This is a genomic window from Agromyces sp. 3263 (assembly GCF_031456545.1).
Classification (GTDB): domain Bacteria; phylum Actinomycetota; class Actinomycetes; order Actinomycetales; family Microbacteriaceae; genus Agromyces.
In genome coordinates, this window is the sequence record NZ_JAVDUV010000002.1 from 1 (window position 1) to 23,481 (window position 23,481).

Annotated in this window: 24 protein-coding genes, 1 tRNA gene and 1 rRNA gene; 22 read left to right on the forward strand and 4 right to left on the reverse strand. The window is 70.7% G+C overall.

Features of this window, described 5'->3' with window-relative positions; all coding sequences use genetic code 11:
• The 19 genes from rrf to J2X63_RS13185 all read left to right on the forward strand — a co-directional run.
• A 5S ribosomal RNA gene (gene rrf / locus J2X63_RS13095) occupies nt 1–88 on the forward strand; the annotation flags it as partial.
• An 827-nt stretch (nt 89–915) separates the two neighbouring features.
• Nucleotides 916–1,857: a hypothetical protein gene (locus J2X63_RS13100; protein WP_309977948.1), complete on the forward strand. Its 942-nt coding sequence runs from the start codon at nt 916–918 to the stop codon at nt 1,855–1,857.
• Nucleotides 1,832–2,866 carry an HAD-IIA family hydrolase gene (locus J2X63_RS13105; protein WP_309977950.1) on the forward strand — a complete coding sequence of 345 codons (1,035 nt, stop codon included), beginning with the start codon at nt 1,832–1,834 and terminating at the stop codon, nt 2,864–2,866. Before J2X63_RS13100 ends, J2X63_RS13105 begins: the two co-directional genes overlap by 26 nt.
• Nucleotides 2,867–2,910: 44 nt before the next feature.
• Nucleotides 2,911–3,150 (forward strand): hypothetical protein, encoded by a 240-nt coding sequence (locus J2X63_RS13110; protein ID WP_309977952.1) that lies wholly within the window; start codon nt 2,911–2,913, stop codon nt 3,148–3,150.
• Between the two features lie 2 nt (nt 3,151–3,152).
• Nucleotides 3,153–3,962: a TlyA family RNA methyltransferase gene (locus tag J2X63_RS13115; protein WP_309977954.1), complete on the forward strand. Its 810-nt coding sequence runs from the start codon at nt 3,153–3,155 to the stop codon at nt 3,960–3,962.
• Nucleotides 3,959–4,873 (forward strand): NAD kinase, encoded by a 915-nt coding sequence (locus tag J2X63_RS13120; RefSeq protein WP_396133156.1) that lies wholly within the window; start codon nt 3,959–3,961, stop codon nt 4,871–4,873. Before J2X63_RS13115 ends, J2X63_RS13120 begins: the two co-directional genes overlap by 4 nt.
• Before the next feature lie 8 nt (nt 4,874–4,881).
• Complete coding sequence (gene recN, locus J2X63_RS13125) at nt 4,882–6,582, forward strand: DNA repair protein RecN (protein WP_309977958.1); 1,701 nt, start codon at nt 4,882–4,884, stop codon at nt 6,580–6,582.
• 50 nt (nt 6,583–6,632) lie between these two features.
• A complete protein-coding gene (locus J2X63_RS13130) occupies nt 6,633–8,405 on the forward strand; it encodes a CTP synthase (RefSeq protein ID WP_396133176.1) in 1,773 nt (590 codons plus the stop codon).
• Nucleotides 8,398–9,039: an NUDIX hydrolase gene (locus J2X63_RS13135; RefSeq protein ID WP_309977960.1), complete on the forward strand. Its 642-nt coding sequence runs from the start codon at nt 8,398–8,400 to the stop codon at nt 9,037–9,039. Before J2X63_RS13130 ends, J2X63_RS13135 begins: the two co-directional genes overlap by 8 nt.
• Nucleotides 9,036–9,941 (forward strand): site-specific tyrosine recombinase XerD, encoded by a 906-nt coding sequence (gene xerD / locus J2X63_RS13140; RefSeq protein ID WP_309980131.1) that lies wholly within the window; start codon nt 9,036–9,038, stop codon nt 9,939–9,941. The genes J2X63_RS13135 and xerD overlap by 4 nt, the downstream gene beginning before the upstream one ends.
• A 55-nt stretch (nt 9,942–9,996) precedes the next feature.
• A complete protein-coding gene (locus J2X63_RS13145; protein WP_309977962.1) occupies nt 9,997–10,884 on the forward strand; it encodes a ParA family protein in 888 nt (295 codons plus the stop codon).
• Nucleotides 10,868–11,740 carry a segregation and condensation protein A gene (locus tag J2X63_RS13150; protein ID WP_396133157.1) on the forward strand — a complete coding sequence of 291 codons (873 nt, stop codon included), beginning with the start codon at nt 10,868–10,870 and terminating at the stop codon, nt 11,738–11,740. The genes J2X63_RS13145 and J2X63_RS13150 overlap by 17 nt, the downstream gene beginning before the upstream one ends.
• Nucleotides 11,730–12,467 carry an SMC-Scp complex subunit ScpB gene (scpB, locus tag J2X63_RS13155; protein WP_309977965.1) on the forward strand — a complete coding sequence of 246 codons (738 nt, stop codon included), beginning with the start codon at nt 11,730–11,732 and terminating at the stop codon, nt 12,465–12,467. The genes J2X63_RS13150 and scpB overlap by 11 nt, the downstream gene beginning before the upstream one ends.
• Nucleotides 12,460–13,272, forward strand: coding sequence for a pseudouridine synthase (locus J2X63_RS13160; RefSeq protein ID WP_309977967.1), 813 nt, complete (start codon nt 12,460–12,462; stop codon nt 13,270–13,272). Before scpB ends, J2X63_RS13160 begins: the two co-directional genes overlap by 8 nt.
• Nucleotides 13,269–14,351, forward strand: coding sequence for a prephenate dehydrogenase (locus tag J2X63_RS13165; RefSeq protein ID WP_309977970.1), 1,083 nt, complete (start codon nt 13,269–13,271; stop codon nt 14,349–14,351). The genes J2X63_RS13160 and J2X63_RS13165 overlap by 4 nt, the downstream gene beginning before the upstream one ends.
• Nucleotides 14,348–15,064 (forward strand): (d)CMP kinase, encoded by a 717-nt coding sequence (cmk, locus tag J2X63_RS13170; RefSeq protein ID WP_309977972.1) that lies wholly within the window; start codon nt 14,348–14,350, stop codon nt 15,062–15,064. The genes J2X63_RS13165 and cmk overlap by 4 nt, the downstream gene beginning before the upstream one ends.
• Before the next feature lie 28 nt (nt 15,065–15,092).
• Nucleotides 15,093–16,610: a ribosome biogenesis GTPase Der gene (gene der / locus J2X63_RS13175; RefSeq protein ID WP_309977975.1), complete on the forward strand. Its 1,518-nt coding sequence runs from the start codon at nt 15,093–15,095 to the stop codon at nt 16,608–16,610.
• A 15-nt stretch (nt 16,611–16,625) separates the two neighbouring features.
• Nucleotides 16,626–17,069, forward strand: coding sequence for a nitroreductase/quinone reductase family protein (locus J2X63_RS13180; RefSeq protein WP_309977977.1), 444 nt, complete (start codon nt 16,626–16,628; stop codon nt 17,067–17,069).
• A gap of 58 nt (nt 17,070–17,127) precedes the next feature.
• Nucleotides 17,128–18,033: a CHAD domain-containing protein gene (locus J2X63_RS13185; RefSeq protein ID WP_309977979.1), complete on the forward strand. Its 906-nt coding sequence runs from the start codon at nt 17,128–17,130 to the stop codon at nt 18,031–18,033.
• Between the two features lie 45 nt (nt 18,034–18,078).
• Here the strand turns inward: J2X63_RS13185 and J2X63_RS13190 are convergent, their stop codons facing one another.
• A complete protein-coding gene (locus tag J2X63_RS13190) occupies nt 18,079–18,696 on the reverse strand; it encodes a GNAT family N-acetyltransferase (protein WP_309977981.1) in 618 nt (205 codons plus the stop codon).
• A gap of 91 nt (nt 18,697–18,787) precedes the next feature.
• Here J2X63_RS13190 and J2X63_RS13195 point away from each other — a divergent pair, with 91 nt between their 5' ends.
• Together J2X63_RS13195 and J2X63_RS13200 are read left to right on the forward strand one after the other, a co-directional pair.
• Nucleotides 18,788–19,261, forward strand: a complete 474-nt coding sequence (locus J2X63_RS13195; RefSeq protein ID WP_309977982.1) for a MarR family transcriptional regulator — start codon at nt 18,788–18,790, stop codon at nt 19,259–19,261.
• On the forward strand, nt 19,258–19,914 hold the full coding sequence (locus J2X63_RS13200) for a hypothetical protein (protein WP_309977984.1): 657 nt from the start codon (nt 19,258–19,260) through the stop codon (nt 19,912–19,914). Before J2X63_RS13195 ends, J2X63_RS13200 begins: the two co-directional genes overlap by 4 nt.
• An 18-nt stretch (nt 19,915–19,932) precedes the next feature.
• Here J2X63_RS13200 and J2X63_RS13205 read toward each other — a convergent pair whose 3' ends face one another.
• The gene (locus J2X63_RS13205) at nt 19,933–20,391 is read right to left on the reverse strand and encodes a hypothetical protein (RefSeq protein ID WP_309977986.1); all 459 of its coding nucleotides are present in this window, start codon (nt 20,389–20,391) and stop codon (nt 19,933–19,935) included.
• A 237-nt stretch (nt 20,392–20,628) separates the two neighbouring features.
• Here J2X63_RS13205 and J2X63_RS13210 point away from each other — a divergent pair.
• A tRNA-Pro gene (locus tag J2X63_RS13210) sits at nt 20,629–20,705 on the forward strand.
• 601 nt (nt 20,706–21,306) lie between these two features.
• On the opposite strand, the gene J2X63_RS13215 is transcribed toward J2X63_RS13210, so the two are convergent.
• Nucleotides 21,307–22,698 (reverse strand): DUF2252 domain-containing protein, encoded by a 1,392-nt coding sequence (locus J2X63_RS13215; protein ID WP_309977988.1) that lies wholly within the window; start codon nt 22,696–22,698, stop codon nt 21,307–21,309.
• Between the two features lie 143 nt (nt 22,699–22,841).
• Complete coding sequence (locus J2X63_RS13220) at nt 22,842–23,414, reverse strand: YceI family protein (RefSeq protein WP_309980135.1); 573 nt, start codon at nt 23,412–23,414, stop codon at nt 22,842–22,844.
• Nucleotides 23,415–23,481: the final 67 nt, after the last annotated feature.

Genomic DNA, 23,481 nt, shown 5'->3' on the forward strand with positions numbered 1-23,481 from the left:
CGGACACATTCCGAACCCGGAAGCTAAGACTCGCAGCGCCGATGGTACTGCAGGGGCGACCCTGTGGGAGAGTAGGACACCGCCGGACATTCATTGAGGAGTGGCCACCCGAAGACGGGTGGCCATTTCTCGTTAACGGGCCGATGCGACGTCGGTCGCAGTACGGTTGAGTCCGATGAGGACTCCACACACGACGGGACAATCGTGAGCGATTCGACGCACGACTCGGGTGAGCACGACCGCCCCAAACGCAACGATCGGGGTGGCGACCGGGCGCAAGGAAGCGCCAGAGGCTCCTCATCGAGCAGGAGCGGCCAGGGCGCCGGGCGCGACGCATCACGGGGTGGTGGCGAGAAGCGTCCCTATTCGGGTGGCGGGGAGAAGCGTCCGTATTCGGGCGGGGAGAAGCGTCCGTATTCGGGTGGGGAGAAGCGTCCGTACTCGGGTGGTGGGGAGAAGCGTCCGTATTCGGGTGGTGGGGAGAAGCGTCCGTATTCGGGTGGCGGGGAGAAGCGTCCGTATTCGGGTGGCGGGGAGAAGCGTCCGTACTCGGGTGGCGGGGAGAAGCGTCCGTACTCGGGTGGCGGGGAGAAGCGTCCGTACTCGGGTGGTGGGGAGAAGCGTCCGTACTCGGGTGGTGGGGAGAAGCGTCCGTACTCGGGTGGTGGGGAGAAGCGTCCCTATTCGGGTGGGGAGAAGCGTCCGTACTCGGGTGGCGGGGAGAAGCGTCCGTACTCGGGTGGCGAGAAGCGTCCCTATTCGGGTGGGGAGAAGCGTCCGTACTCGGGTGGTGGCGAGAAGCGTCCGTACTCGGGTGCCGGCAATCGCTCCGACGATCGACGCGGACCTCGGTCGGATGCCCGCGGACCGAAGTACGAGGAGCCGCGCGAGAACTTCGGCGCCGCGAACCTCGCGGTGCGTCCGCGTCATGACGACCCAGAGATCCCCGACCGCATCGAGGCGCGCGACCTCGATCGTGGCGCCCGCGCCGAACTGAAGACGCTCAGCAAGGAGAACGCCGACTGGGTGGCGCGGCACCTCGTCGCGGCATCCGAGTACCTCGACGAGGACCCCGAGCTCGCGCACCAGCACGCGATGTCCGCCGCTCGCCGCGCCGGGCGCATCGCCGTCGTCCGTGAGACCCTGGCGATCACGGCGTACGCGACCGGCGACTTCCAGCTCGCGCTCCGCGAACTGCGCACGTTCCGCCGGATCTCGGGCAGCAACGACCAGCTGCCCCTGATGGTCGACAGTGAACGCGGTGTCGGACGACCCGACCGCGCGCTCGAGGTCGGTCGCGCCGTCGACCGGAATGAACTGCCGGCGGCGGTGCAGGTCGGGCTCGCGATCGCGATGTCGGGTGCCCGCCTGGACCTGGAACAGCCCGAGCTCGCGCTTGCGGAGCTCGAGATCCCCCAGCTCGATCCCGACCGCGCCTTCTCGTACAGCCCAGCGCTGTTCGCGGCCTATGCCGAGGTGCTCGAGGAGCTCGGGCGTGACTCGGAAGCTGCGGACTGGCGTTCCCGTGCGAACCGGGCGGAGGAAGCGCTCAACGGCCCCGCGGCGGAATCCGAGCTCGTCGAGATCTTCGAGGTCGAACTCGAGGACGGTGTGGAGCACGACGAGGCGGCGGCACCCAGCACATCGGTGATGGCCGACGTCGTGTCGACTGGTCCGGTCGCCACCGAGTCGGCGAACCCGGCGCCTGTCGTGCACGACGGGCTTGCCGGCGACCCCGGTGACGTGCTCGAGGACGAGGTCGCCGCCGTGCTCGCAGAGGGCGAGGCGCTCGAGCGGGATGACCCCACCGATGCGAACGAGGACGCGCCCGATGGGCCTGTTCCGCACGAGGACTGAGCCGACGACCCCGCTCGAGGGGATCGACGCGGTGTTCGCCGACCTGGACGGCGTGGTCTATGCGGGCTCCGGTGCGATCCCGCACGCGGTGGAGAGCCTCAATCGCGCCAAGGCGCAGCGTTCGGTGGGCTACATCACGAACAACGCGTCGCGCAGCGATGCATCCGTCGCCGGCCACTTGGCCGAGCTCGGCCTCGCGGTCGTGCCCCACGATGTCGTCACGTCGCCGCAGGCCGCCATGCGGCTGCTCGAGGAGCGTGTCGACCCCGGCGCGCTGGTCTTCGTGGTCGGCGGTGAGGGCATCGTGGTCGAGCTCGAGAAGCGCGGCTTCCGCGTGACGCGCTCCGCCGATGACGCGCCCGACGCGGTCGTGCAGGGTTTCGCTCCCGAGGTGGGATGGCGCGAATTGGCCGAGGCATCGTTCGCACTCAACGCCCACGGCGGTCCGGATGCCGCGACCCCGGGCATCCCATGGATCGCGACGAACATGGACTGGACGATCCCCGTCGCTCGCGGCATCGCACCCGGGAACGGGACCCTCGTCTCCGCGGTGCACACCGCGGTCGGCCGGTTCCCGGTCGTCGCCGGCAAGCCGGAGACGCCGATCTTCGATGAGGCGAAGCGTCGATTCGGCGCCGACCGCCCGCTCGTCGTGGGCGACCGCCTCGACACCGACATCCTCGGTGCGAACCGGGCCGGAATGGCGAGCGCCGTGGTGCTGACGGGCATCGACCGCGCGAAGCAGGTGCTGGCCGCGGATGCCGCGAGCCGGCCGGACTTCATCCTGCGCGACCTGCGCGGGCTGCACGAGCCGTACCCGGTCGTCGAGCCGGTACGTGGTGGTGGGGTGCGCGTGAACGAGGCGCGCGTGCGCATCGACGGCCGCAAGGTCGTCATCGTCTCGCCCGGCGACGGCGGGCTCGACCTGCTCCGCGCCGCCTGCGCGGCGATCTGGCAGTCGGGTACCGCGATCCACGCCCTGGATGTGCCTCCGAGCCTCTACGCGTGATTCGTGCCACCGCGGCGTCGGCCGGTCGGGGTAGCGTTGGTGCGATGAGCACCGACGACCTCCGAGAGCCAGACGACGTCGATGGCGTCGAAGCGGCGGCTGCCGCATCCGCAGACGCGTCGGGTGCCGTGTCGGGCTCGGGTGAGGCGTCGGACGACGCGGCGGCGGACATCCACGACATCGAGTCGGTTCCGCTGGCCGAGCGGGCGCCCCGCTACCAGGAGCTCGCAGATCGCCTTCGCTCCGAGCTCGAGCGATCCGACCCGTCGCGCGACCCGAACTGACGATGCCCGAACAGCGACTGGATGCGGCGCTGGCCGCGCGCGGGCTCGCTCGGTCGCGCACGCAGGCCGCGACGCTGATCGCCGCGGGCGTCGTGACGGTCGACGGCCGGCCGGCCCTGAAGCCGTCGCTGAAGGTGCCGGAGTCGGCGGAGCTGGCCGTCGCGGCATCCGACCACTACGTCAGCCGAGGCGCGCACAAGCTCATCGCCGCGCTCGACGGGTTCGCCGTCGACCCCGCCGGACGCGTGGCGCTCGATGCCGGCGCGTCGACCGGAGGATTCACGCAGGTGCTCCTCGAGCGCGGCGCGCGTACGGTACTCGCGGTCGATGTGGGCCACGGCCAGCTCGCGCCCGAGCTGCACGGCGCACCCGGGATGGTCCTCGTCGAGGGATGCAACGTGCGCGACCTCGATCGCGCGGCACTCGCCAGGGCGACGGGAGTCGACGAGCCGCCGTCGCTCGTGACCGCCGACCTCTCGTTCATCTCGCTGACCACCGTGATGCCGGCGCTCCGGGCGACCGGGGCCGACGACGCCGATTTCGTGCTGCTCGTGAAACCGCAGTTCGAGGTCGGCCGCGGGGGCGTGCGCGAGGGCGTGGTGCGCGATGCCGCGCTCCGGGCCGAGGCGCTGGCGAACGTGCTCTGGGCCGCGTTCGACCTCGGCCTGGGAACCGCGGGAGTCCTGTCCTCCCCAATCGTCGGAAGCCACGGGAACCATGAGTATCTCGCGCACCTCAGCGCAGCGCGTGGGGTGAATCCGACAGAATGGATGCGTCGGGTGGACGAAGTGACAGGAGGCGCGATCGCGTGAACGACGCACGGCACTTCCTCGTTGTCTCCCACACCGGCCGTCAGTCCGCACTCGAAGCGACCGGCGAGGTGTGCACGCAGTTGCTCGCTGCCGGCGCGGTGCCAGTGATCGCCGCCGAGCATTGGGACGATGTGCACGCGTTCGTTCCCGCGCTCAATGGCGAGGTCAGGCGGTTCGAGGAGACCGACCCGGCTCGCATCGAGCTCGTGATCGTGCTGGGCGGCGACGGGACGATCCTTCGGGCGGCCGAGCTCATGCGCGACCATCCCGTCGCCCTGCTCGGCGTGAACCTCGGGCATGTCGGCTTCCTCGCCGAGAGCGAGCGCGACGACCTCGGGTACACGATCGCCCGGGCACTCGCGCGCGACTACACCGTCGAGGAGCGCATGACGCTGTCGGTGCGCGCCAAGCTCGGCGATGAGGTCGTGTACGAGAGCTGGGCCCTCAACGAGGCCACCGTCGAGAAGGCCGAACGCGAGCGGATGCTCGAGGTGGTGGTCGAGGTCGACCGCCGGCCCCTGTCATCCTTCGGGTGCGACGGCATCGTGATGGCGACGCCGACCGGGTCGACGGCCTACTCGTTCTCCGCCGGCGGACCTGTCGTGTGGCCGAGCCTCGAAGCCCTGCTCATGGTTCCGCTCAGCGCGCACGCCCTCTTCGCGCGCCCGCTCGTCGTGGGCGCCGACTCCTCGCTCGCGGTCGAGATCCTGCAGCGCACCCAGGCGTCCGCCGTCATCTGGTGCGACGGCCGTCGCACCTTCGACCTGCCGCCGGGCGCGAGGGTCATCGTGCGCAAGTCACCGACGCCGGTCCGACTGGCGCGCCTCCACGAGGCGCCGTTCACCGATCGACTCGTGAACAAGTTCCAGCTGCCCGTCACCGGCTGGCGAGGCCCGGTCGGGCGTGATTGAGGTCGTCGATGATTGAGGAGCTCGGAATTCGCGACCTCGGCGTCATCGCCGAGGCGACGCTTCCGTTGGGGCGCGGGTTCACCGCCGTCACGGGCGAGACCGGCGCCGGCAAGACCATGGTCGTCACCGCGCTCGGGCTGCTGCTCGGCGCGCGTGCCGACGCCGGCGCCGTGCGAAGCGGTGCCAAGCAGGCATGGGTCGAGGGCCGGTGGCTGGTGCCCGACGAGGGTGCGATCGCCGATCGCGTGGCCGAGACCGGGGGCGACGTCGAGGGCGGCGAGCTGCTCCTGGGCCGGTCCGTCTCGGCCGAGGGACGCAGCCGGGCGATCGTGGGCGGACGCAGCGCGCCCGTCGGGGTGCTGAGCGAGCTCGGCGAGGAGCTCGTGGTCGTGCACGGCCAGGCCGACCAGCAGCGCCTGCGATCGGTGCTCGCCCAGCGCGAGGCGCTCGACCGGTTCGCCGGCGCCCCGTTGCAGGAGGCGGTGTCCCGGTATCGCGAGGCGTTCACGGCGTGGCGGGCCGACTCGGCGGAGCTCGAGCTGCTGCGCACCGCGCACGACACCCGGGTTCGCGAGGCAGAGGAGCTGCGCGAGGCGCTCGACGAGGTGGAGGCGGCCGATCCGCAGCCGGGAGAAGACGTGGAGCTCGCCGAGCGCGCCGACCGGTTGTCGAACCTCGAGGAGCTGCGCGCGGCGGCGGCGCAGGCCAAGGCGCTGATATCGGCCGAAGACCTCGGCGACGGCGCCCCCGACGCCATCGCGCTCGTGGACAGCGCCAGGCGGCACCTCGACCGTGTCATCGACCACGATGCCGCGCTCTCCCCGGTCGCCGAGGCGCTGCAGAGCGCCGGGTTCCTGCTCGCAGATGCCGCGACCGAACTGTCGGGCTACCTCACGGGCCTCGATGCCGATGGTGGACGAGAGCTCGAGGTGGTGCAGGAGCGGCGCGCGCTGCTCACGTCCCTCGTGCGACGGCACGGCACCAGCCTCGACGACGTGCTCGAGTTCCGCCGCGGCGGCGGGCTCCGGCTCATCGAGCTCGACGGCGACGACGAGCGCATCGAAGGGCTCGAGGCGTCGGTCGAGCGGTTGACGATCGAAGTCGACCGGCTCGCGGCCCGGCTCTCCGAACTGCGCACGGAGGCCGCTGCGCGCCTCGCCGAGGCGGTCACTAGCGAGCTCGGGGCGTTGGCGATGCCCGACGCCCGACTCTCCGTCGTCGTGGACCCGCACCACGAACCAGCGGCGCATGGACGGGACCAGGTCTCGATCCTGCTGCAGCCGCACCCCGGCACTGAGCCGCGGCCCGTCGCTCGTGGGGCTTCGGGCGGCGAGCTCTCCCGGGTGATGCTCGCCATCGAGGTCGTCATCGCCGGCAGCGACCCCGTGCCCACGTTCGTGTTCGACGAGGTCGACGCCGGCGTCGGTGGCGCCGCCGCGATCGAGATCGGCCGTCGACTCGCCCGCCTCGCCGAACAGTCGCAGGTCATCGTCGTGACCCATCTCGCCCAGGTCGCGGCGTTCGCGACGAATCACCTGAGCGTCGTGAAGGGCACCGACGGGCAGGTCACCTCGTCGAGCGTCCGCCAGCTCGAGGGTGCCGAGCGCGAGGCCGAGATGGCGCGGTTGCTGTCGGGGCTCAGCGACTCGGCGAGCGGCCTGGCGCACGCGCGTGAGCTGTTGGAGATCGCGGCGGATCGCGCGGCGTGACGGTCTCGGCCAGGGCGTCCGAGTCGCGGCATCCGACCGGTGCCGAGGGAATGGGGGAGCGCGTGCGGCATGTCGAGCCGAACGGTCAGGAACGTGGGTTAGGCTATAAGCCCGTGGTGGATGAACGCGGCAGAGCTCTTTCGAGCACAGACAATTCGAACGACACGACCAAGCACATCTTCGTGACCGGTGGTGTCGTTTCTTCGTTGGGCAAGGGACTCACGGCGGCGAGTCTCGGCAATCTCCTGACAGCCAGGGGCCTCAGAGTCGTCATGCAGAAGCTCGATCCATATCTGAACGTGGATCCGGGCACCATGAACCCGTTCCAGCACGGCGAGGTCTTCGTGACCGACGACGGCGCGGAGACCGACCTCGACATCGGTCACTACGAACGGTTCCTCGACATCAATCTCAGCCAAGCGGCGAACGTCACCACCGGGCAGATCTACTCGACCGTGATCGCCAAGGAGCGTCGCGGCGAATACCTCGGCGACACCGTGCAGGTCATCCCGCACATCACCGACGAGATCAAGCGCCGCATGCGCCTGCAGGCCTCCGAGACGCCCAAGCCCGACGTGATCATCACCGAGATCGGCGGCACGGTCGGCGACATCGAGTCGCAGCCGTTCATCGAGTCGGCGCGCCAGGTGCGACACGAGCTCGGCCGCAAGAACGTGTTCTTCGTGCACGTCTCGCTCGTGCCGTTCATGGGCGCGTCGGGGGAGCAGAAGACGAAGCCCACGCAGCACTCCGTCGCGGCCCTTCGCTCCATCGGCATCCAGCCCGACGCGCTCGTGCTGCGCAGCGATCGCCCCGTCACCGAGTCGAACAAGCGCAAGATCGCGCTCATGTGCGACGTCGACGAGGCGGCCGTCGTGAACGCCGTCGACGTGCCGTCCATCTACGACATCCCCACGATGCTGCACGACCAGGGCCTCGACGCCTACATCATCGAGTCGCTCGGCCTCGATGGCAAGGCCGCCGACGTCGACTGGTCGGGCTGGCGCGAACTGCTCGACGTGGTGCACGACCCCAAGCACGAGGTCACCATCGGCCTGGTGGGCAAGTACATCGACCTGCCCGACGCCTACCTCTCGGTGACGGAGGCGCTCCGCGCAGGCGGGTTCGCGAACGACACGAAGGTCCACATCGAGTGGATCCCGTCCGACGAGTGCCGCACGCCCGAGGGCGCGCAGAAGCACCTCGCCGGGCTCGACGGCATCTGCGTGCCCGGCGGGTTCGGCGTGCGCGGCATCGAGGGCAAGCTCGGCGCGCTCCACTTCGCCCGCGAGAACGGCATCCCGGTGCTCGGGCTGTGCCTCGGGCTGCAGTGCATGGTCATCGAGTACTCCCGCAACGTCGTGGGCCTCGACGGCGCGTCGTCGAGCGAGTTCGATCCCGACACCCGGTTCCCGGTCATCGCGACCATGGAGGAGCAGGTCGAGATCATCGCGGGCGGCGACCTCGGCGGCACCATGCGCCTGGGCCTCTACCCGGCGAAGCTCGCCGACGGCTCGATCGCTGCTGAGCTGTACGGCTCGACCGAGGTCAGCGAGCGCCACCGGCACCGCTACGAGGTCAACAACGGCTACCGCGATCGCATCGCCGACGCCGGCCTCGTGTTCTCGGGCATGTCGCCCGATCGGCACCTCGTCGAGTTCGTCGAGCTTCCCCGGGACGTGCACCCGTTCTACGTCGGCACGCAGGCGCATCCCGAGCTGCGCAGCCGCCCGAACGACGCGCACCCCCTCTTCCGCGGCCTCGTCGCGGCGGCCCTCGAGCGCCAGCAGGCGAGCCTGCTCTTCGACGTCGCGAATGGCTGAACCGCTCCACGACGAACCCGCCGACCTGCCCGTGCGCGAGAGCGAGCAGGTGTTCGGCGGGCGCGTCTGGGACCTCCGCCGCGACACCGTCGAGTACGGCGGGAAGCCGATCGTGCGCGAGTACGTCGACCACCCCGGTGCCGTCGCCGTGCTCGCGCTCGATGACGCCGATCGCGTGTTCCTGATCCGGCAGTACCGGCATCCGGTGCGCACGCGGGAGTGGGAGATCCCCGCGGGGCTCCTCGATGTCACCGGGGAGGACCCGCTCGTCGCCGCACAGCGGGAGCTCGCCGAGGAGGGCGACCTCGTGGCATCCGACTGGGCCGTGCTCGCCGACTTCTTCACCTCGCCCGGCGGCAGCGACGAGGCGATCCGCATCTACCTCGCCCGCGGGCTGGAGGACGCGTCCGAGGCATTCGACCGCGAGGACGAGGAGGCCGATATGGAGACGAGGTGGGTGCCGCTCGACGAGTGCGTCGACGCCGTGCTCGCGCGCCGCGTGGGCAATCCGTCGCTCACGATCGGGGTCCTCGCCGCGCACGCGTCGCGCGCGCGCGACTGGAGCACCCTCGGCGAGGCGGATGCAGCGTGGCCGACGCGATCGACGCCGCGGGGCGAGCCGGCACCGCGATGACGGATGCCGCGTGGGCCGACGGGTACCTCCGTCACCTCACGGTCGAACGCGGCGCGTCCCGCAACACCGTGGTGTCGTATCGTCGCGACCTCGCCATCTACGCCGACTGGCTGGCGTACCGCGGGCTCCACGGGCCGGGCACGGTGCGCGAACAGGACCTGGCCGACTTCGTGCGGTTCCTCGGCGCGCAGCGACAGCCGCCGCTCGCGACCTCGTCGATCGCGCGGATCCTCTCGGCCGTGCGCGGGCTGCACCGATTCCTCGCCGACGAGGGCGTGATCGCCGACGACGTGTCGCGGGAGCTGCGTCCCCCGAAGCTGCCCATGCGGCTGCCGAAGGCGATCCCGGTCGAGGACGTCGAGGCCCTCATCGCCGCGGTCGGCGGTGAGGAGCTGCACGAGCTCCGCGACACCGCGCTGCTCGAACTGCTCTACGCGACCGGCGCCCGGGTGTCGGAGGCGGTCTCGCTCAACGTCGACGACCTCGTCGACGGCGACGTGGTGCGGCTGCTCGGCAAGGGCGGCAAGCAGCGCATCGTGCCGCTCGGCTCCTATGCGCGGCGGGCGGTCGACGCCTACCTGGTGCGGGCGCGGCCGGCGCTGTCCGCCCGCGGCACCGCGACGCCGGCGCTGCTCCTCGGCCTGCGCGGTCGACGGATGTCGCGACAGGCGGCGTGGGACGTGATCCACCGGGCGGCCGAACGAGCCGGCATCGCGGCATCCGTCTCACCGCACACCCTGCGGCACTCGTTCGCGACGCACCTGCTCGAAGGCGGCGCCGACGTGCGGGTGGTGCAGGAGCTGCTCGGCCACTCGTCGGTCGCGACGACCCAGATCTACACCCTCGTCACAGCCGATACACTCCGGGAGATGTACACGGCCGCCCACCCTCGTGCTCGCTAGAATCGACCAGACGCCCGCACGGCCGCAGGCAAGAAGGACCCAGGAGAGAGACCACGTGACGCACCAGACGCAGGACCCGGCGGACGGCATCGCTTCGCTGGAGCCCGAGGTCGGTCCCACCGGTCGCCCCCTGCGCGACTTCCCCGAGCCCAAGCCGCTGCGTTCGCACGGCCCGGCACGCATCATCGCGCTCTGCAACCAGAAGGGCGGCGTCGGCAAGACGACGACGACCATCAACCTCGGCGCGACGCTCGCCGAGTACGGACGCCGAGTGCTCGCGGTCGACTTCGACCCGCAGGGCGCCCTCTCGGCCGGCCTCGGCGTGCAGACGCACGACGTGCCGACGATCTACGACCTGCTGCTCTCGCGGAGCGTCGAGCCGGCCGACGCCATCCAGCACACCATGCTCGAGAACCTCGACGTGATCCCCGCGAACATCGACCTGTCGGCCGCCGAGGTGCACCTCGTCACCGAGGTCGCCCGTGAGCAGATCCTCGCGAGCGTGCTGCGGCGCGTGGCATCTGACTACGACGTCATCCTCATCGACTGCCAGCCGTCGCTGGGCCTGCTGACCGTGAACGCGCTCACCGCGAGCCACGGGGTCGTCATTCCGCTCGAGTGCGAGTACTTCGCGCTGCGCGGCGTCGCGCTGCTCATCGAGACGATCGACAAGGTGCGCGACCGACTGAATCCGGCGATCGAGCTCGACGGCATCCTCGCCACCATGTACGACGCGCGCACGCTCCACTCGCGCGAGGTGCTCGAGCGCGTGGTCGACGCGTTCGGCGAGAAGGTGCTCGAGACGGTCATCACGCGCACGGTGAAGTTCCCCGACGCGACGGTCGCCGCGACGCCGATCACCGAGTTCGCCCCCGAGCACCAGGCGTCGAAGTCGTACCGGCAGCTCGCGAGGGAGCTGGTCTTCCGTGGCGCGGTCGCCTGAAGCCCTGCCGGTACCTGGAGCGGGCGCCGACGGCGCGGCGGGCCCTGACGCCGGCGTGCCGTCCGAGGCATCCGATGCCGGGTTCCGGGTGGCGCTCACGAACTTCGAGGGTCCATTCGACCTGCTGCTCTCGCTGATCTCGAAGCACGAGCTCGACATCACGGAGGTGTCGCTCTCCGCGGTGACCGACGAGTTCATCTCGTATCTGCGCGGCGTCGACTCCGAGGAGGAGCTCGACCGGGCGTCGGAGTTCCTCGTGGTGGCGGCGACACTGCTCGACCTGAAGGTCGCCGGACTCCTGCCGCAGGGCGAGCTCGTCGATGCCGAGGACGTGGCGCTGCTCGAGGCGCGCGACCTGCTCTTCGCCCGCCTGCTGCAGTACCGCGCCTTCAAGGAGGCGTCGCGCTGGTTCGCCTCGCACCTCGAGGCGGAATCCCGGCGTCACGCGCGAGTGGTCAGGCTCGAGGACCGCTTCCGGCAGCGCGAGCCAGAGCTGCGCTGGACCCTCAGCGCCGAGGACTTCGCGGCGATCGCGACCCTGGCGCTGACGCCGCGTGCGATCCCCGCGGTCGGCCTCGACCACCTGCACGCACCGCTGGTGTCGATCCGCGAGCAGGCCGCGCACGTCGTCGCGGTGCTGCGTCGCGGCGAGCCGGTGACCTTCCGGGAGCTCATCGCCGGCATCGCCCAGCCGGGCGTCGTGGTGGCCCGGTTCCTCGCCGTGCTCGAGCTGTACCGGCACGCCGCGATCGGCTTCGACCAGGTGGAGCCGCTCGGCGAGCTCACGCTGCGGTGGGCGGCCGAGTCGTGGGACGACGAGAATCTCGACAGCCTTGGAGCCGACTATGACGAATGACCCGGATGCCGCGACCGTGACGGATGCCGCGACGGAACCGGACGCGGCCGATGTCGAGGCGACGCCCGACGACACGGCCCAGGGACCCGAGCTCTCGATCGTCACGCCGCTCGACGTGCCCGGACAACCGCACCTCGACCTCGATCGCGCGCTCGAGGCCATCCTCTTCATCGCCGACGAGCCCCTCTCGATCGTGACGCTGGCCGCCGCGGTCGCGCGTCCCGTGGCCGAGGTGCGCGCGTCGATCGCACGCCTGCTGGCGGACTACGACGGCGGCGCGCCGTCGGGGGAGCCGCGCACCGACGTGGCCGACGAGCGGCCGGCCGGCCGGGGCATCCGTCGCGGCTTCGAGCTGCGGGAGGTCGGCGGCGGCTGGCGGTTCTACGTGCGTGGCGACTACGACGCGCTCGTGGCCGACTTCGTGATCACCCAGTCGTCGACTCGGCTGTCGCAGGCCGCCCTCGAGACCCTGTCGGTGATCGCCTACAAGCAGCCGATCTCACGCTCGTCAATCGCCTCGATCCGCGCGGTCAACGTCGACTCCGTCGTGCGCACGCTCCTCGGCCGCGGCCTCATCACCGAGGTCGCGACGGATGCCGAGACGGGCGCCATCCTCTACGGGACGACCGATGCGCTCCTCACCAACCTCGGCATCAACTCGCTCGACGAGCTGCCGCACATCTCGCCGTTGCTCGACGACGGCCAGGAGGGATTCGATCGTGACTGACCAGGACGACCAGGGCGCCGGCCTCGCCGAGGGAGTGCGCCTGCAGAAGGTGCTGGCCGCGGCCGGAGTCGCGAGCCGGCGGGTCTCGGAGCAGCTCATCGTCGAGGGCCGCGTCGAGGTGAACGGCCGGGTCGTGACCGAACTCGGCCGCCGCATCGACCCGGCGACCGATCTCGTGGCGGTCGACGGCGTCGCGGTGCAGCTCGACCCGGCGAAGCGGTACTACATGCTCAACAAGCCGCGCGGGGTGGTCTCCTCGATGCGCGACGAACAGGGGCGCCCCGACCTCACCCGGTTCACCGAGGGGCTCGAGGAGCGCGTGTTCAACGTGGGCCGCCTCGACGCGGAGACCAGCGGCCTGCTGCTGCTGACGAACGACGGGGATCTCGCGCACGTGCTCGCACACCCCTCGTTCGGCGTCGAGAAGACCTACATCGCGAAGGTGCGCGGCCGCGTCACGCCGCAGGTGGTGCAGCAGCTCAAGCACGGCGTCGAGCTCGAGGACGGCATGATCAAGGCCGACCGGGCCAAGATCATCCAGCAACAGGGCGACGACCGCCACTCGATGGTGGAGCTCACCCTGCACTCGGGCCGGAACCGCATCGTCCGGCGCATGCTCGACGCCGTGGGGCATCCGGTGGTCGAACTGGTGCGGCGCAGCTTCGGTCCGCTGAACCTGGGCACCCTCCGCTCGGGCGCCATGCGCGAGTTGACTAAGGTGGAACTCGGCCAATTGCTCACGATCTCCCGCGCCGCGGATGCCGCCCGGGATGCCGGCACCGCATCGAACGAAGGGGACTCGTGACCGAATCACGCCTCATCGGCCCGGTGCGGGTCGTGGGTGCCGGCCTGCTCGGTACGAGCGTGGGCCTCGGCCTGCGCAGCCGCGGCCTCGACGTGATCCTCGCGGACGCCTCCCCGACGCACGTGGCCATCGCGGTCGACCTCGGCGCCGGCCGCCCGGCCCGGCCCGACGACGCACCGCAACTCGTCGTGGTGGCGGTGCCGCCCGACGTCACGGCCGCCGTCGTGGCCGCGGAGCTCGGCGCGTTCCCCGAGGCGATCGTCACCGATGTCGCCAGCGTCAAGGGCGGCATCCTCGACGACCTCGTCGCCCGTGGCGCCGACGTCTCGCGCTACATCGGCTCGCACCCGCTCGCCGGTCGTGAGCGCGGGGGGCCGCTGGCCGCCCGAGCCGATCTCTTCGCCGGACGGCCCTGGGTCGTGGCCGCGCACGACGAGATCACCTACCGGCGTGCGAGCGCGATCGACGATCTGATCCTCGACCTCGGCGCGACGCTGGTCGAGATGACCCCCGAGCAGCACGACCGCGGCGTCGCGCTCATCTCCCACGTGCCCCAGGTGATCTCGAGCATCATGGCGCGGCGGTTCATCGACGCGCCGAACGCCGCCCTCGGCCTCGCCGGTCAGGGCGTCCGCGACGTCACCCGCATCGCCGCGAGCGACCCCGACCTCTGGGTGCAGATCCTCGGCGCCAACGCCGCACCGGTGCGCGACGTGCTCGTCGCCTATCGCGACGACCTCGACCGGTTCATCGACGCCCTCGCCGATCCCGCTGCGCCGGGCGCCCGGCGTCGCGTGGCCGAGGAACTCACCGGCGGCAACACCGGCGTCGAGCGCCTCCCCGGCAAGCACGGCACCGACAAGCGCTTCACGACGGTGATCGTCATGGTCGACGACCGGCCAGGCGAACTCGCGCGACTGCTCGCCGAGGTCGGCGAGATCGGCGTCAACCTCGAAGACCTCCGGCTCGAGCACTCGCCCGGCCGCCAGGTCGGACTCGCCGAGATCGCGGTGCTGCCCGAAGCCGCAGACCGACTCACCACCGAGCTGGCCGCACGCGGCTGGCGGATCGCAGGATGACCGTGCCACACCCGCCCATCGTTCCCGTCGTCGTCGCCGTCGACGGCCCAGCCGGCAGCGGCAAGTCCAGCGTCTCCAAGGAGGTCGCGAGCCGGCTCGGCTTCGGCTTCCTCGACACCGGTGCCGCGTATCGGGCGCTGGCCTGGCATGCCGAGGCATCCGGGGTGGACACCGACGACGCGGCATCCGTCGTCTCGTGCCTGCCGAGCTTCGCCTACCGCATCGGCACCGACCCCGCCGGCTATGCCGTGCACGTGGGCGAGATCGACGTGACCAACGCCATCCGCGACCCCGCGATCTCGGCGGTCGTCAGCCGCGTCGCGCGGGTGCCCGAGGTGCGTGCGCACCTCATCGAGCTGTTCCGCGCCATCATGGTCGCCGAGCCCCGACCGGGGATCGTCGTCGAGGGGCGCGACATCACGACGGTCGTCGCGCCGGATGCCCCCGTGCGGATCCTGTTGACCGCTGCGGAAGACGTTAGAATAGCGAGGCGCTCCGCGGAGCTCGTCGGCGACCAGGCGCTCGCTGCGGGTGAACAGCTCCACCGGCGCGACGAGGCGGACTCCAAGGTCGTGGACTTCATGACCGCCGCCGAGGGCGTCACGACCGTGGACTCGACGGCGCTCGACTTCGAGCAGACCGTCGATGCGGTCATCGGCGTCATCCGGGCTGCACGGCCCGAGGCGGTGCAGGAGCACCGCGACGTGCCGTAGTGAGCGCAGCAGACCCAGAGGAGAGACCATGACCGACCAGCGAGACGAGTACGACGACGAGTCCGTCGCCGCCGACGACCTCGCCGAGCGGCTCGCCGACGTCGATGACGACCTCGCCGAGCAGCGTGCGGCGGCCCTCCGGTCGGGGCTCTCCGACTACGAGCTCGACGAGGACGACCTCGAGGTCCTCGAGATCTCGGAGGAGGGCGAGGAAGGCATCCGCTACCTTCCCGCACTGCCGGTCATCGCCATCGTCGGACGACCGAACGTCGGCAAGTCCGCGCTCGTCAACCGCATCCTCGGCCGACGCGAAGCCGTGGTGGAGGACACGCCCGGCGTGACGCGCGACCGCGTCTCCTACAAGGGCGAGTACCTCGACCGCCGCTTCACCCTCGTGGACACGGGTGGCTGGGAGCCCGACGCGAAGGGCATCGACGCCTCCGTCGCGGCCCAGGCCGAGGTCGCGATCGACCTCTCCGACGTCGTGCTGTTCATCGTCGACGCGACCGTGGGCGCCACCTCGACCGACGAGCACGTCGTACGGCTGCTCCGCAAGACGAAGAAGCCCGTGTTCCTCGTCGCGAACAAGGTCGACGACGCCCGCCAGGAGCCTGAGGCCGCCGCGCTGTGGAACCTCGGGCTGGGGGAGCCCCACCCGGTGTCCGCACTGCACGGCCGTGGTGTCGCTGACATGCTCGAAGAGGTCTTCAAGGTCCTCCCGCAGGTCTCCGCCGTCGCCAAGGACGAGTTCGGCGGCCCGCGCCGCGTCGCCATCCTCGGGCGCCCGAATGTCGGCAAGTCGAGCCTGCTGAACAAGGCCGCCGGCGAGGAGCGGGTCGTCGTGAACGAGCTCGCCGGCACCACCCGCGATCCGGTCGACGAGCAGATCGAGCTGGGCGGCAAGATCTGGCGCTTCGTCGACACCGCGGGCATCCGCCGTCGCGTGCACCTGCAGCAGGGCGCCGACTTCTACGCGTCCCTGCGCACGCAGGCCGCGCTCGAGAAGGCCGAGGTCGCGGTCGTGCTGCTCGACGTCTCGCAGCCGATCTCCGAGCAGGACGTGCGGATCATCGACCTGGTGCTCGAGTCGGGCCGGGCACTCGTGCTCGCCTACAACAAGTGGGACCTCCTCGACGACGACCGCCGCCGGTACCTCGAGCGCGAGATCGAGCAGGACCTGCACCACGTCGCATGGGCCCCGCGGGTGAACATCTCCGCGAGGACCGGCCGCCACCTCGAGAAGCTCGTGCCCGCCCTCGAGGTCGCGCTCGAGTCGTGGGACACGCGCATCGCCACCGGCAAGTTCAACGCGTTCCTGACCGAGCTCACGCAGGAGCACCCCCACCCGGTGCGCGGCGGCAAGCAGCCCCGCATCCTGTTCGGCACGCAGGCCGCGAGCCGTCCGCCGACATTCGTGCTGTTCACGACCGGATTCCTCGACCCGGGCTATCGCCGGTTCATCCAGCGTCGCCTCCGTGAGATCTACGGCTTCGAGGGCTCGCCCATCGTGATCAACATGCGCGTCCGCGAGAAGCGGCAGCGCTAGGCGGGGTCGGGCGACATGGCCCGTCGCGGCCGGGCCGCCGATCTCGGCTTCCGCCTGCTCTCGGCGTTCCATCGCGGCGTGCTTGCGGTGTTCGGGTGGCGTGTGGCTGCCCGCATCGCCGGCATGCCGATCGTGGAGCTGCACACGATCGGTCGTCGGAGCGGCGCGCCCCGCACCGTCGTGCTCTCGGCGCCCGTCGACGAGCCGGAGCGTCTCGTGCTCGTCGCTTCGCGCGGCGGCGATGACCATCACCCCGGCTGGTACCTCAATCTCGTCGCCCACCCCGAGGTGGAGGTGACGCGGCGCGGGGTCAGGACCGCCATGGTGGCCCGGACGGCGACGCCCGAGGAGCGGGCGGAGCTCTGGCCCCGCATCGTCGCCGCATACGCCGGGTACGCGGAGTACCAGCGCCGGACAAGCAGGGAGATCCCCCTCGTCATCTGCACGACCCGGAGCTGACCCGCGGGGCGGCGCGGCCGTTCGCCTCGGCCGCGCGCCTCGTGGTTAGCATTGCGTCATGGGGTACGACGCAGACCTCGACGCCGGCACGGCCGTGACGACGGCGTTGCGCGCGATCGGTGGTCGGATGCCGCAGCTCGAGTCCGCCGCCCTCGCCGACGAGCCCGACGGCGTGCACCAGCTCCGCACGCACGTGCGCCGGGTCCGCAGCGTCCTCGCGGCGTTCACGCCGGTGTTCGACGCTGCACCGGTCGTCTCACTCCGCCGACGGTACAGCGAGCTGGGGGCCGAGCTCGGGGTCGTCAGGGACATCGAGGTGCGTGTGCAGGTCGCCGAGCGCGCGCTCGAGGAGGCCGCGGACGAAGCCGCGGGCGTCGATGCGGCGCAGCGCGACGTGGCCCGCGCCCGCCTGCTCGATGCCGAGCGCGCGGACTACGCGTTGGCGCACGCGCGCTTCGTGGACCGCCAGGCGCTGCCTCGAGCGGGCGCGCGTCGGGCCGAGCTCGACGCCTTCCTCGCGTCACCTCCGCTGGCGCCGCCGGCGACCGAGCTCGCACTCGACGTGCTGCGCCGTCTCATCGACGATGAGGCCCGTCGCACGCTCCGTCGCGCCGACCGGGTGCGGGACGGGGGAGACGATGAGGCCCTGCACGAGGTGCGCAAGGCGGGCCGCCGGCTGCGCTACGCCGCCGAGGCGCTCACCGACGACCCGGTCGCGCTGTTCGGGACCCATGTGCGGGCGCTCGCGGAGGTCGGCGACGACCTGCATGACGTGCTGGGCGACCACCGCGATGAGGTGCTGTTCGCCGTGCATGCCCGACGCACTGGGGCGCACGTGGCGCACGAGGGCGGCGCATCGCTCGTGTTCGAGCAGCTGGCGGCGGCGGCGGATGCGCGCGCGGCCGACCACCTGCGGAAGCTGCCGGACGTCGTCGACCGGCTCCGCGACCTCGTTGCGGAGTGATCGCCTCCGCGACCTGATCATGGAGTGACGGGCGGCGCCCGGTCGTCAGAGCCGGAGCTGCATGATCGCGCGGTCGGCCGTGGGCCGTGCGACCTCCTCGAACCCGGCGCCCTCGAACATCGTGACCGTGCCATGGAACAGGTCGGCCGCGGGGGTCTTGCCACGGGCCGACGGGTCGATCGCGTAGCCCTCGAGGATACGCGCCCCGTGCTCGCGGGCGTAGCTCACCGCCGCCTCGGTCAGGGCGCCGGCGACGCCCTTGCGCCGATGGGCGCGGGGCACCACGAAGCAGGTCACCGCCCAGACCTCGGGGTCGCCGAAGTCGGGGTGCTGGGTGCCGTCAGTGATGATGCGACTCCGCTGCAGGCGGATGAGATCGACTCTCGGCTCGACCGCGCACCAGCCCACCGGGGTCTCGCCGTCATATGCCAGCAGCCCCGGCCCGGCGTCGGGGGTGGCCAGCTGGGCGGCCAATCGATCGTGCAGCGCCTCGTCGCCGATGCCTCGCCAGTCGCTGCCGGGGATCTTGTACCACTGGCACCAGCAGTGCGCCGGATCGCCCTTCGTGCCGAACACGGCCTCGACGTCGGCGAACGGCGCGTCCTGCGCGGGGATGATGCGCAGTGCGGCGCTGGGGGTGTCGACGGTGACGCGGGCATCCATGACGACCACGGTATCGGCGAGGGGCGACATCCGGCATCGACCCGCATGGGCCGGTTCGTGAAGATAGGTAATGATGTAGTATCATCACGATATGGCCACCGCGATCACCGTGCTCGACCGACTGCTCGAGATCGGCGAGTTGTTCCAGAAGGACATGGCGCGCGCATTCAGCGGAACGCCGCTCACGCCCGCGCGCACCCGAGTGCTCTGGGACCTCGCGCACTCGGGTCCGTCCACCCAGCACGCGCTCGCGGCGAGGCTCGAGGTGAGCCCCCGCAACATCACCGGGCTCGTCGACGCGCTCGAAGCGGGCGGGTACGTGACCAGGTCGCCCCACCCGACCGATCGCCGGGCGATCATCGTCTCGCTCGCGGCATCCGCCGAGCAGCTGATGCGCGAGATGCAGCGCGAGCACGCCGAGCTCACGGCCGACCTCCTCGGCGCGGTCGCACCCGCCGACCGACCGGCCCTCGAGCGCGGCATCGACGCGATCGCGGCACGGCTGCGCGAACTGGTCGCCGCCGAGGAAGCCCGTCAGGCCGACCGGATGGAGGCCCCGGCATGACCGTCGTGGCGACCCGCCGCCCCGCGGCATCCGTGTGGCAGCGCATCGGCAGCCTCCTGCAGCGCGCCCTGCTCGTCGAGCTGAAGATCTACGCGAACATCGGGCGGTTCATCGCTCGCCGCCGAGCCGTTCCGCAGGGCGCCGCCGGGTTCGGCTATCACAAGCCCGTCTTTACGGTGCTCATGATCTTCATCGTGCTCTCGGCCGTCGAGATCCCGATCATCGACCTCATCGTGCACCGCTGGCCCGCGGTCCGTGTCACGTTCCTCGTCCTCGGCATCTGGGGTGTCACCTGGATGTTCGGCCTGCTCTGCGCGTACCTGATGCGGCCGCACCTGGTCGGCCCCGACGGCATCCGCGTGCGACAGGGCCTCGAGACCGACCTCCACCTGAGCTGGGACGACATCGCCTCGGTCGCGCGCGTCACGCGCGTCGACGAGCCGAAATCGCCGCGGATCGAAGCGACGGATGACGCGCGCGTGCTCGTCTTCCGCATGCAGGACGAGACCGACATCGAGATCGAGCTCGAGCGCCCGACCGTCGTGCGCCTTCCCGGGCTCCCGCCCAAGGGCGGCGACCAGGTGATCACCGGGCTGCGCCTCTGGGTCGACGACCCCGGCGCGTTCATGGACGCGGTGCGCAGGCATCTCTGACGACGGATGCCGCGGGCGTCACGCGCGGGCAGGCTCGGCGTCGCGCTCGGGCTCGGCCGTGGGCTGGTCGGTCAGGTCGTCCGGCGCCTGCACCACCCCGGCGTCGGCTCCGGCCGGGACGCGCTCGCCGTCCTCCTCGTCCAGGTCGTCGACGTCGCCGAGCACGTCGGATGTCGCGTCCGGCGGCGTAGCGGACGACTGGTTCGCCGTCAGGGCCGCCGCTCGAGTGCGCGCGTGGGTCGCGAGGGCGAGGAGGATACCCAGGACGCCCGCGGCGATGAGCAACCCGCCGATCGTGGCCCTCGACTGCAGGCCGAGCAATTCGGCAGGGTCCGAGCCGCCCTGGTTGTAGAAGTCCGCCTGGCCGGCATTGCCGCTCAGGACCATCCAGGTGCCCGCGCCCGCGACGACGACGGCGGCGACCCAGAGGCCGATGAGCGGAAGGTTGGGCGCGGGGCGGCGGTTCGTGGTGGGCAAGGGTCCTCCTCGTTCGGCGGCGGCTCGCGGCATCCGCGGCCCCGCTCGTCTGCATGTGCGACCGTGATCGGTCCCCACGAAGCTAGGAGGCGCACCTCTGCGTTGGCTATGTCCGCGCCGTGCATCAGCCCTGCGGGCCCAGGGCTGGGCAGCGGCATCGGCCCGCCCCGTGTGCACGAGCACTCCTTCGAATGCCGCTATGATGGTCAAGTTGTCTTCCGCGAATGCGGTCGGCATCGGGCTGTGGCGCAGCTTGGTAGCGCACTTGACTGGGGGTCAAGGGGTCGCAGGTTCAAATCCTGTCAGCCCGACCAGAACGTCCCGGAAACCTAAGGGTTTCCGGGACTTCTGACGTTAAGGGATGTGATCCTCCCATCGAGAACCCCTCAAGGGTCGTGCCGGTCGAAGCATGGCCCGATGAGTCGGTCGTTCCCGGTGACGCGCGAATGCGCCGTGTCAAGGGAGTGGGCGGAACATTGCGCGCGTCACCACGTCCGCGGAAGATGAGTGCCTGTCACCTGAACCCGAGGGAGAGGGCCGCAATGGCAGCGCCGACCCCAGGTCACACGTACCGGAATACCCGAACCGGTCGAACGTACATCGTCAACACGGTCATGGCCGGAGGCGTCCAATTGCTCGATACCGACACCGGTATGCTGCACTGGCTGACCATCCCCGCGTTCCGGCGGGATTACCGAACCGCACCCGACGAGGAATCGCAGGGGGACGTCGCGCCCCACGTCTCCGACGTGAAAGCCGCTGAACGACACCCGCCGAGTGGATCCAGCATGGCTCGGGCGCGGGCGCGCTGGAGATCGGCGTCCGGCTGACTGGTAGGGACCGCCGACGGTACGCGCCCCGAACCCGAACGTGAGCCTCGCGACGGCGTCCGTGAGTGCACGCCCCGAACCGCGGTCAGACTCCGGTCTCGGCCGGGAGGCGTCCGGATGCGACGGCTCGGCGCAGCAACTCGAAGTCGGCCTCGGTGACATCGGCGTACGCGGCCGACCATGCCGCCGTCGCCTCGGCGAATTCTTCGGATCGGCCGAGATAGCCCACGATCGCAGCCGAGGCGGGGGACTGCCCGTGCGCCCGAGCCAGGAGTGCGGCACACAGCGCCCCGTACGAGCGGAACTGCTCGGTGTCGAGCGTGTCCGGCTCGATCGACCCCTTCATGTCGCGGAACTGCCGCCAGTAGTAGTCCACCCGGCGACGGTCCGCGGAGTCACCGGCCCAGCCGCGCATCCATCCGACGAAGAGGTCGGAGTTCGCCTGCAGGATCCGCTGGGCGGCGACGACGCGGTGGCCCTCGATGAAGTCGGTCACGTCGGGGCGACCGGGGATGATCGACCGACGGCCCCCGTACGTCGTCAAGACGGACGGCGGAGCCTCCTTGGCCTGGAGGAACAGCATGTCGCCGGTGGGGCCCTCGACTGCGAGCAGGTAGCAGCGGGTGCCGACGCTGCCGACACCGACGACCCGCAGGGCGAAGTCGACCACCCGGTACTGCTCCAGCAGGAACGCGATGTCCTCGCGCAGGGTCGCGCGGTATTGGGTGAAGAGATCGGTGACCTCGCCCAAGGTCGCGTGATCGACGTGGCGCAGGATGGGAGGTTGATCGACGATGCGGAGGCCGCCGTCGACCGAAATCGTCGTCAGGCGCTGCAGGAGCCGCTCGGACGTGCGTGCGCGGGCCTTCTTCGCCGCTTTGCGGACCGTCCGCTCGCCCTTCTCCCCGAGGTGACGCGCGACCGAGGACGTGTCGACCCGGGTGTAGTAGCGCTCTCGCGTGGAGAGGCGGCAATAGCCCCGCAACATCTCGCGATACGCGTCAGCCGCGTCGAAGGCCGCGTCGCGGCATGCATCCTCACTCAAGCCGATGTCACGCCCGCTGAGGTACACGCTCGCGGTGAGCCGGCGCACGTCCCACTCCCACGGCGCGACGCCGCCCTCGTCGAAGTCGTTGAGGTCGAAGACGAGCGCGCGTTCGGGCGAGGCGAAGAAGCCGAAGTTCGAGATGTGGGCGTCGCCGCAGGCGACGACCTCGAGGTCGGTGGTGGGTGCACCGCGCAGGTCGGCCGCCATGACCGCCGCCGTGCCCCGGTAGAACGAGAACGGCGACTGCAGCATCCGTCCCACCCGCACCGGCACGAGATCCTTCAGTCTCGACGCGTGCTGTTCCTCGAGGATGCCGAGGGGATCCCGGTCGACAGGGAGGACCAGCTCGGCCAGGCCCCGCCGCGGCAGACGCTTGCGCACCCGGCGCCCGGCTTCATTCGCGGATGACCGTCGCTCGACGTTACCCATGTGCGCAGGCTACCGCGGACGGCGAGCGACCGCGGGGCTTATTCCGAGCTGTACGGGTTCCGACCAGGCAGCCGATGGAGACCGGGCGACTCGCGTTCGAGCTCAGGCTGCCGCTCGGGCGCGGCGATCTGCGCGCCCCAACCTCAGGCGGCCTGTTGTGCGTCGCTCTCGCGCTTGATCGCCGAGATCTCGAACTCGAGCGTGATCTTCTCCGAGACGAGCCAGCCGCCTGAGTCGAGCGGCATGTTCCACTCCAGGCCGTACTCCCGGCGGTCGATGCGCCGCGTGCCCTCGAATCCGGCACGCAGTGCGCCGAAGGCGTCAGTCTCCACGCCGGTGAACTCGATCGGAATGGTGATCGGTTTCGTGACGTCGCGAATCGTCAGGTCGCCCGAGACGACGAGGGCGTTGTCACCCACCTCCTCGATCCTGCTGCTCTTGAAGACGACGTCGGGCCACTTCTCGACGTTGAAGAAGTCGGCGCTGCGCAAGTGTTCGTCGCGTTGCGCGTTGCGGGTGTCCACACTGGCAACCTTGAGCACGATCTCGGCGGTCGACTTGGTCGTGTCGTCGAAATCGACGTGCAGGCTGCCGGTGACGTCGTTGAAGGCACCGCGGACATTCGCCACCATGGCGTGTTTGGCCGAGAAGCCGATGCGAGTGTGGGCGGGGTCCAGGTCCCAGTCGCCGCTGAGGTCTGGTCGATTGTCGTTCATGATCTCCCCTGAGTCGTTGCACGGACCCGAACAGTCTGTCATCCGCGGGCTGATCGAATGCTCCACC

Bases quoted from the DNA above. Each gene is read 5' to 3' on its own strand.
- J2X63_RS13105 (WP_309977950.1), top strand. From the start codon at position 1,832: ATGGGCCTGTTCCGCACGAGGACTGAGCCGACGACCCCGCTCGAGGGG.
- J2X63_RS13110 (WP_309977952.1), top strand. From the start codon at position 2,911: ATGAGCACCGACGACCTCCGAGAGCCAGACGACGTCGATGGCGTCGAA.
- J2X63_RS13115 (WP_309977954.1), top strand. From the start codon at position 3,153: ATGCCCGAACAGCGACTGGATGCGGCGCTGGCCGCGCGCGGGCTCGCT.
- recN (WP_309977958.1), top strand. From the start codon at position 4,882: ATGATTGAGGAGCTCGGAATTCGCGACCTCGGCGTCATCGCCGAGGCG.
- J2X63_RS13130 (WP_396133176.1), top strand. From the start codon at position 6,633: ATGGGGGAGCGCGTGCGGCATGTCGAGCCGAACGGTCAGGAACGTGGG.
- J2X63_RS13135 (WP_309977960.1), top strand. From the start codon at position 8,398: ATGGCTGAACCGCTCCACGACGAACCCGCCGACCTGCCCGTGCGCGAG.
- xerD (WP_309980131.1), top strand. From the start codon at position 9,036: ATGACGGATGCCGCGTGGGCCGACGGGTACCTCCGTCACCTCACGGTC.
- scpB (WP_309977965.1), top strand. From the start codon at position 11,730: ATGACGAATGACCCGGATGCCGCGACCGTGACGGATGCCGCGACGGAA.
- cmk (WP_309977972.1), top strand. From the start codon at position 14,348: ATGACCGTGCCACACCCGCCCATCGTTCCCGTCGTCGTCGCCGTCGAC.
- der (WP_309977975.1), top strand. From the start codon at position 15,093: ATGACCGACCAGCGAGACGAGTACGACGACGAGTCCGTCGCCGCCGAC.
- J2X63_RS13180 (WP_309977977.1), top strand. From the start codon at position 16,626: ATGGCCCGTCGCGGCCGGGCCGCCGATCTCGGCTTCCGCCTGCTCTCG.
- J2X63_RS13185 (WP_309977979.1), top strand. From the start codon at position 17,128: ATGGGGTACGACGCAGACCTCGACGCCGGCACGGCCGTGACGACGGCG.
- J2X63_RS13190 (WP_309977981.1), bottom strand. From the start codon at position 18,696: ATGGATGCCCGCGTCACCGTCGACACCCCCAGCGCCGCACTGCGCATC.
- J2X63_RS13195 (WP_309977982.1), top strand. From the start codon at position 18,788: ATGGCCACCGCGATCACCGTGCTCGACCGACTGCTCGAGATCGGCGAG.
- J2X63_RS13200 (WP_309977984.1), top strand. From the start codon at position 19,258: ATGACCGTCGTGGCGACCCGCCGCCCCGCGGCATCCGTGTGGCAGCGC.
- J2X63_RS13215 (WP_309977988.1), bottom strand. From the start codon at position 22,698: ATGGGTAACGTCGAGCGACGGTCATCCGCGAATGAAGCCGGGCGCCGG.
- J2X63_RS13220 (WP_309980135.1), bottom strand. From the start codon at position 23,414: ATGAACGACAATCGACCAGACCTCAGCGGCGACTGGGACCTGGACCCC.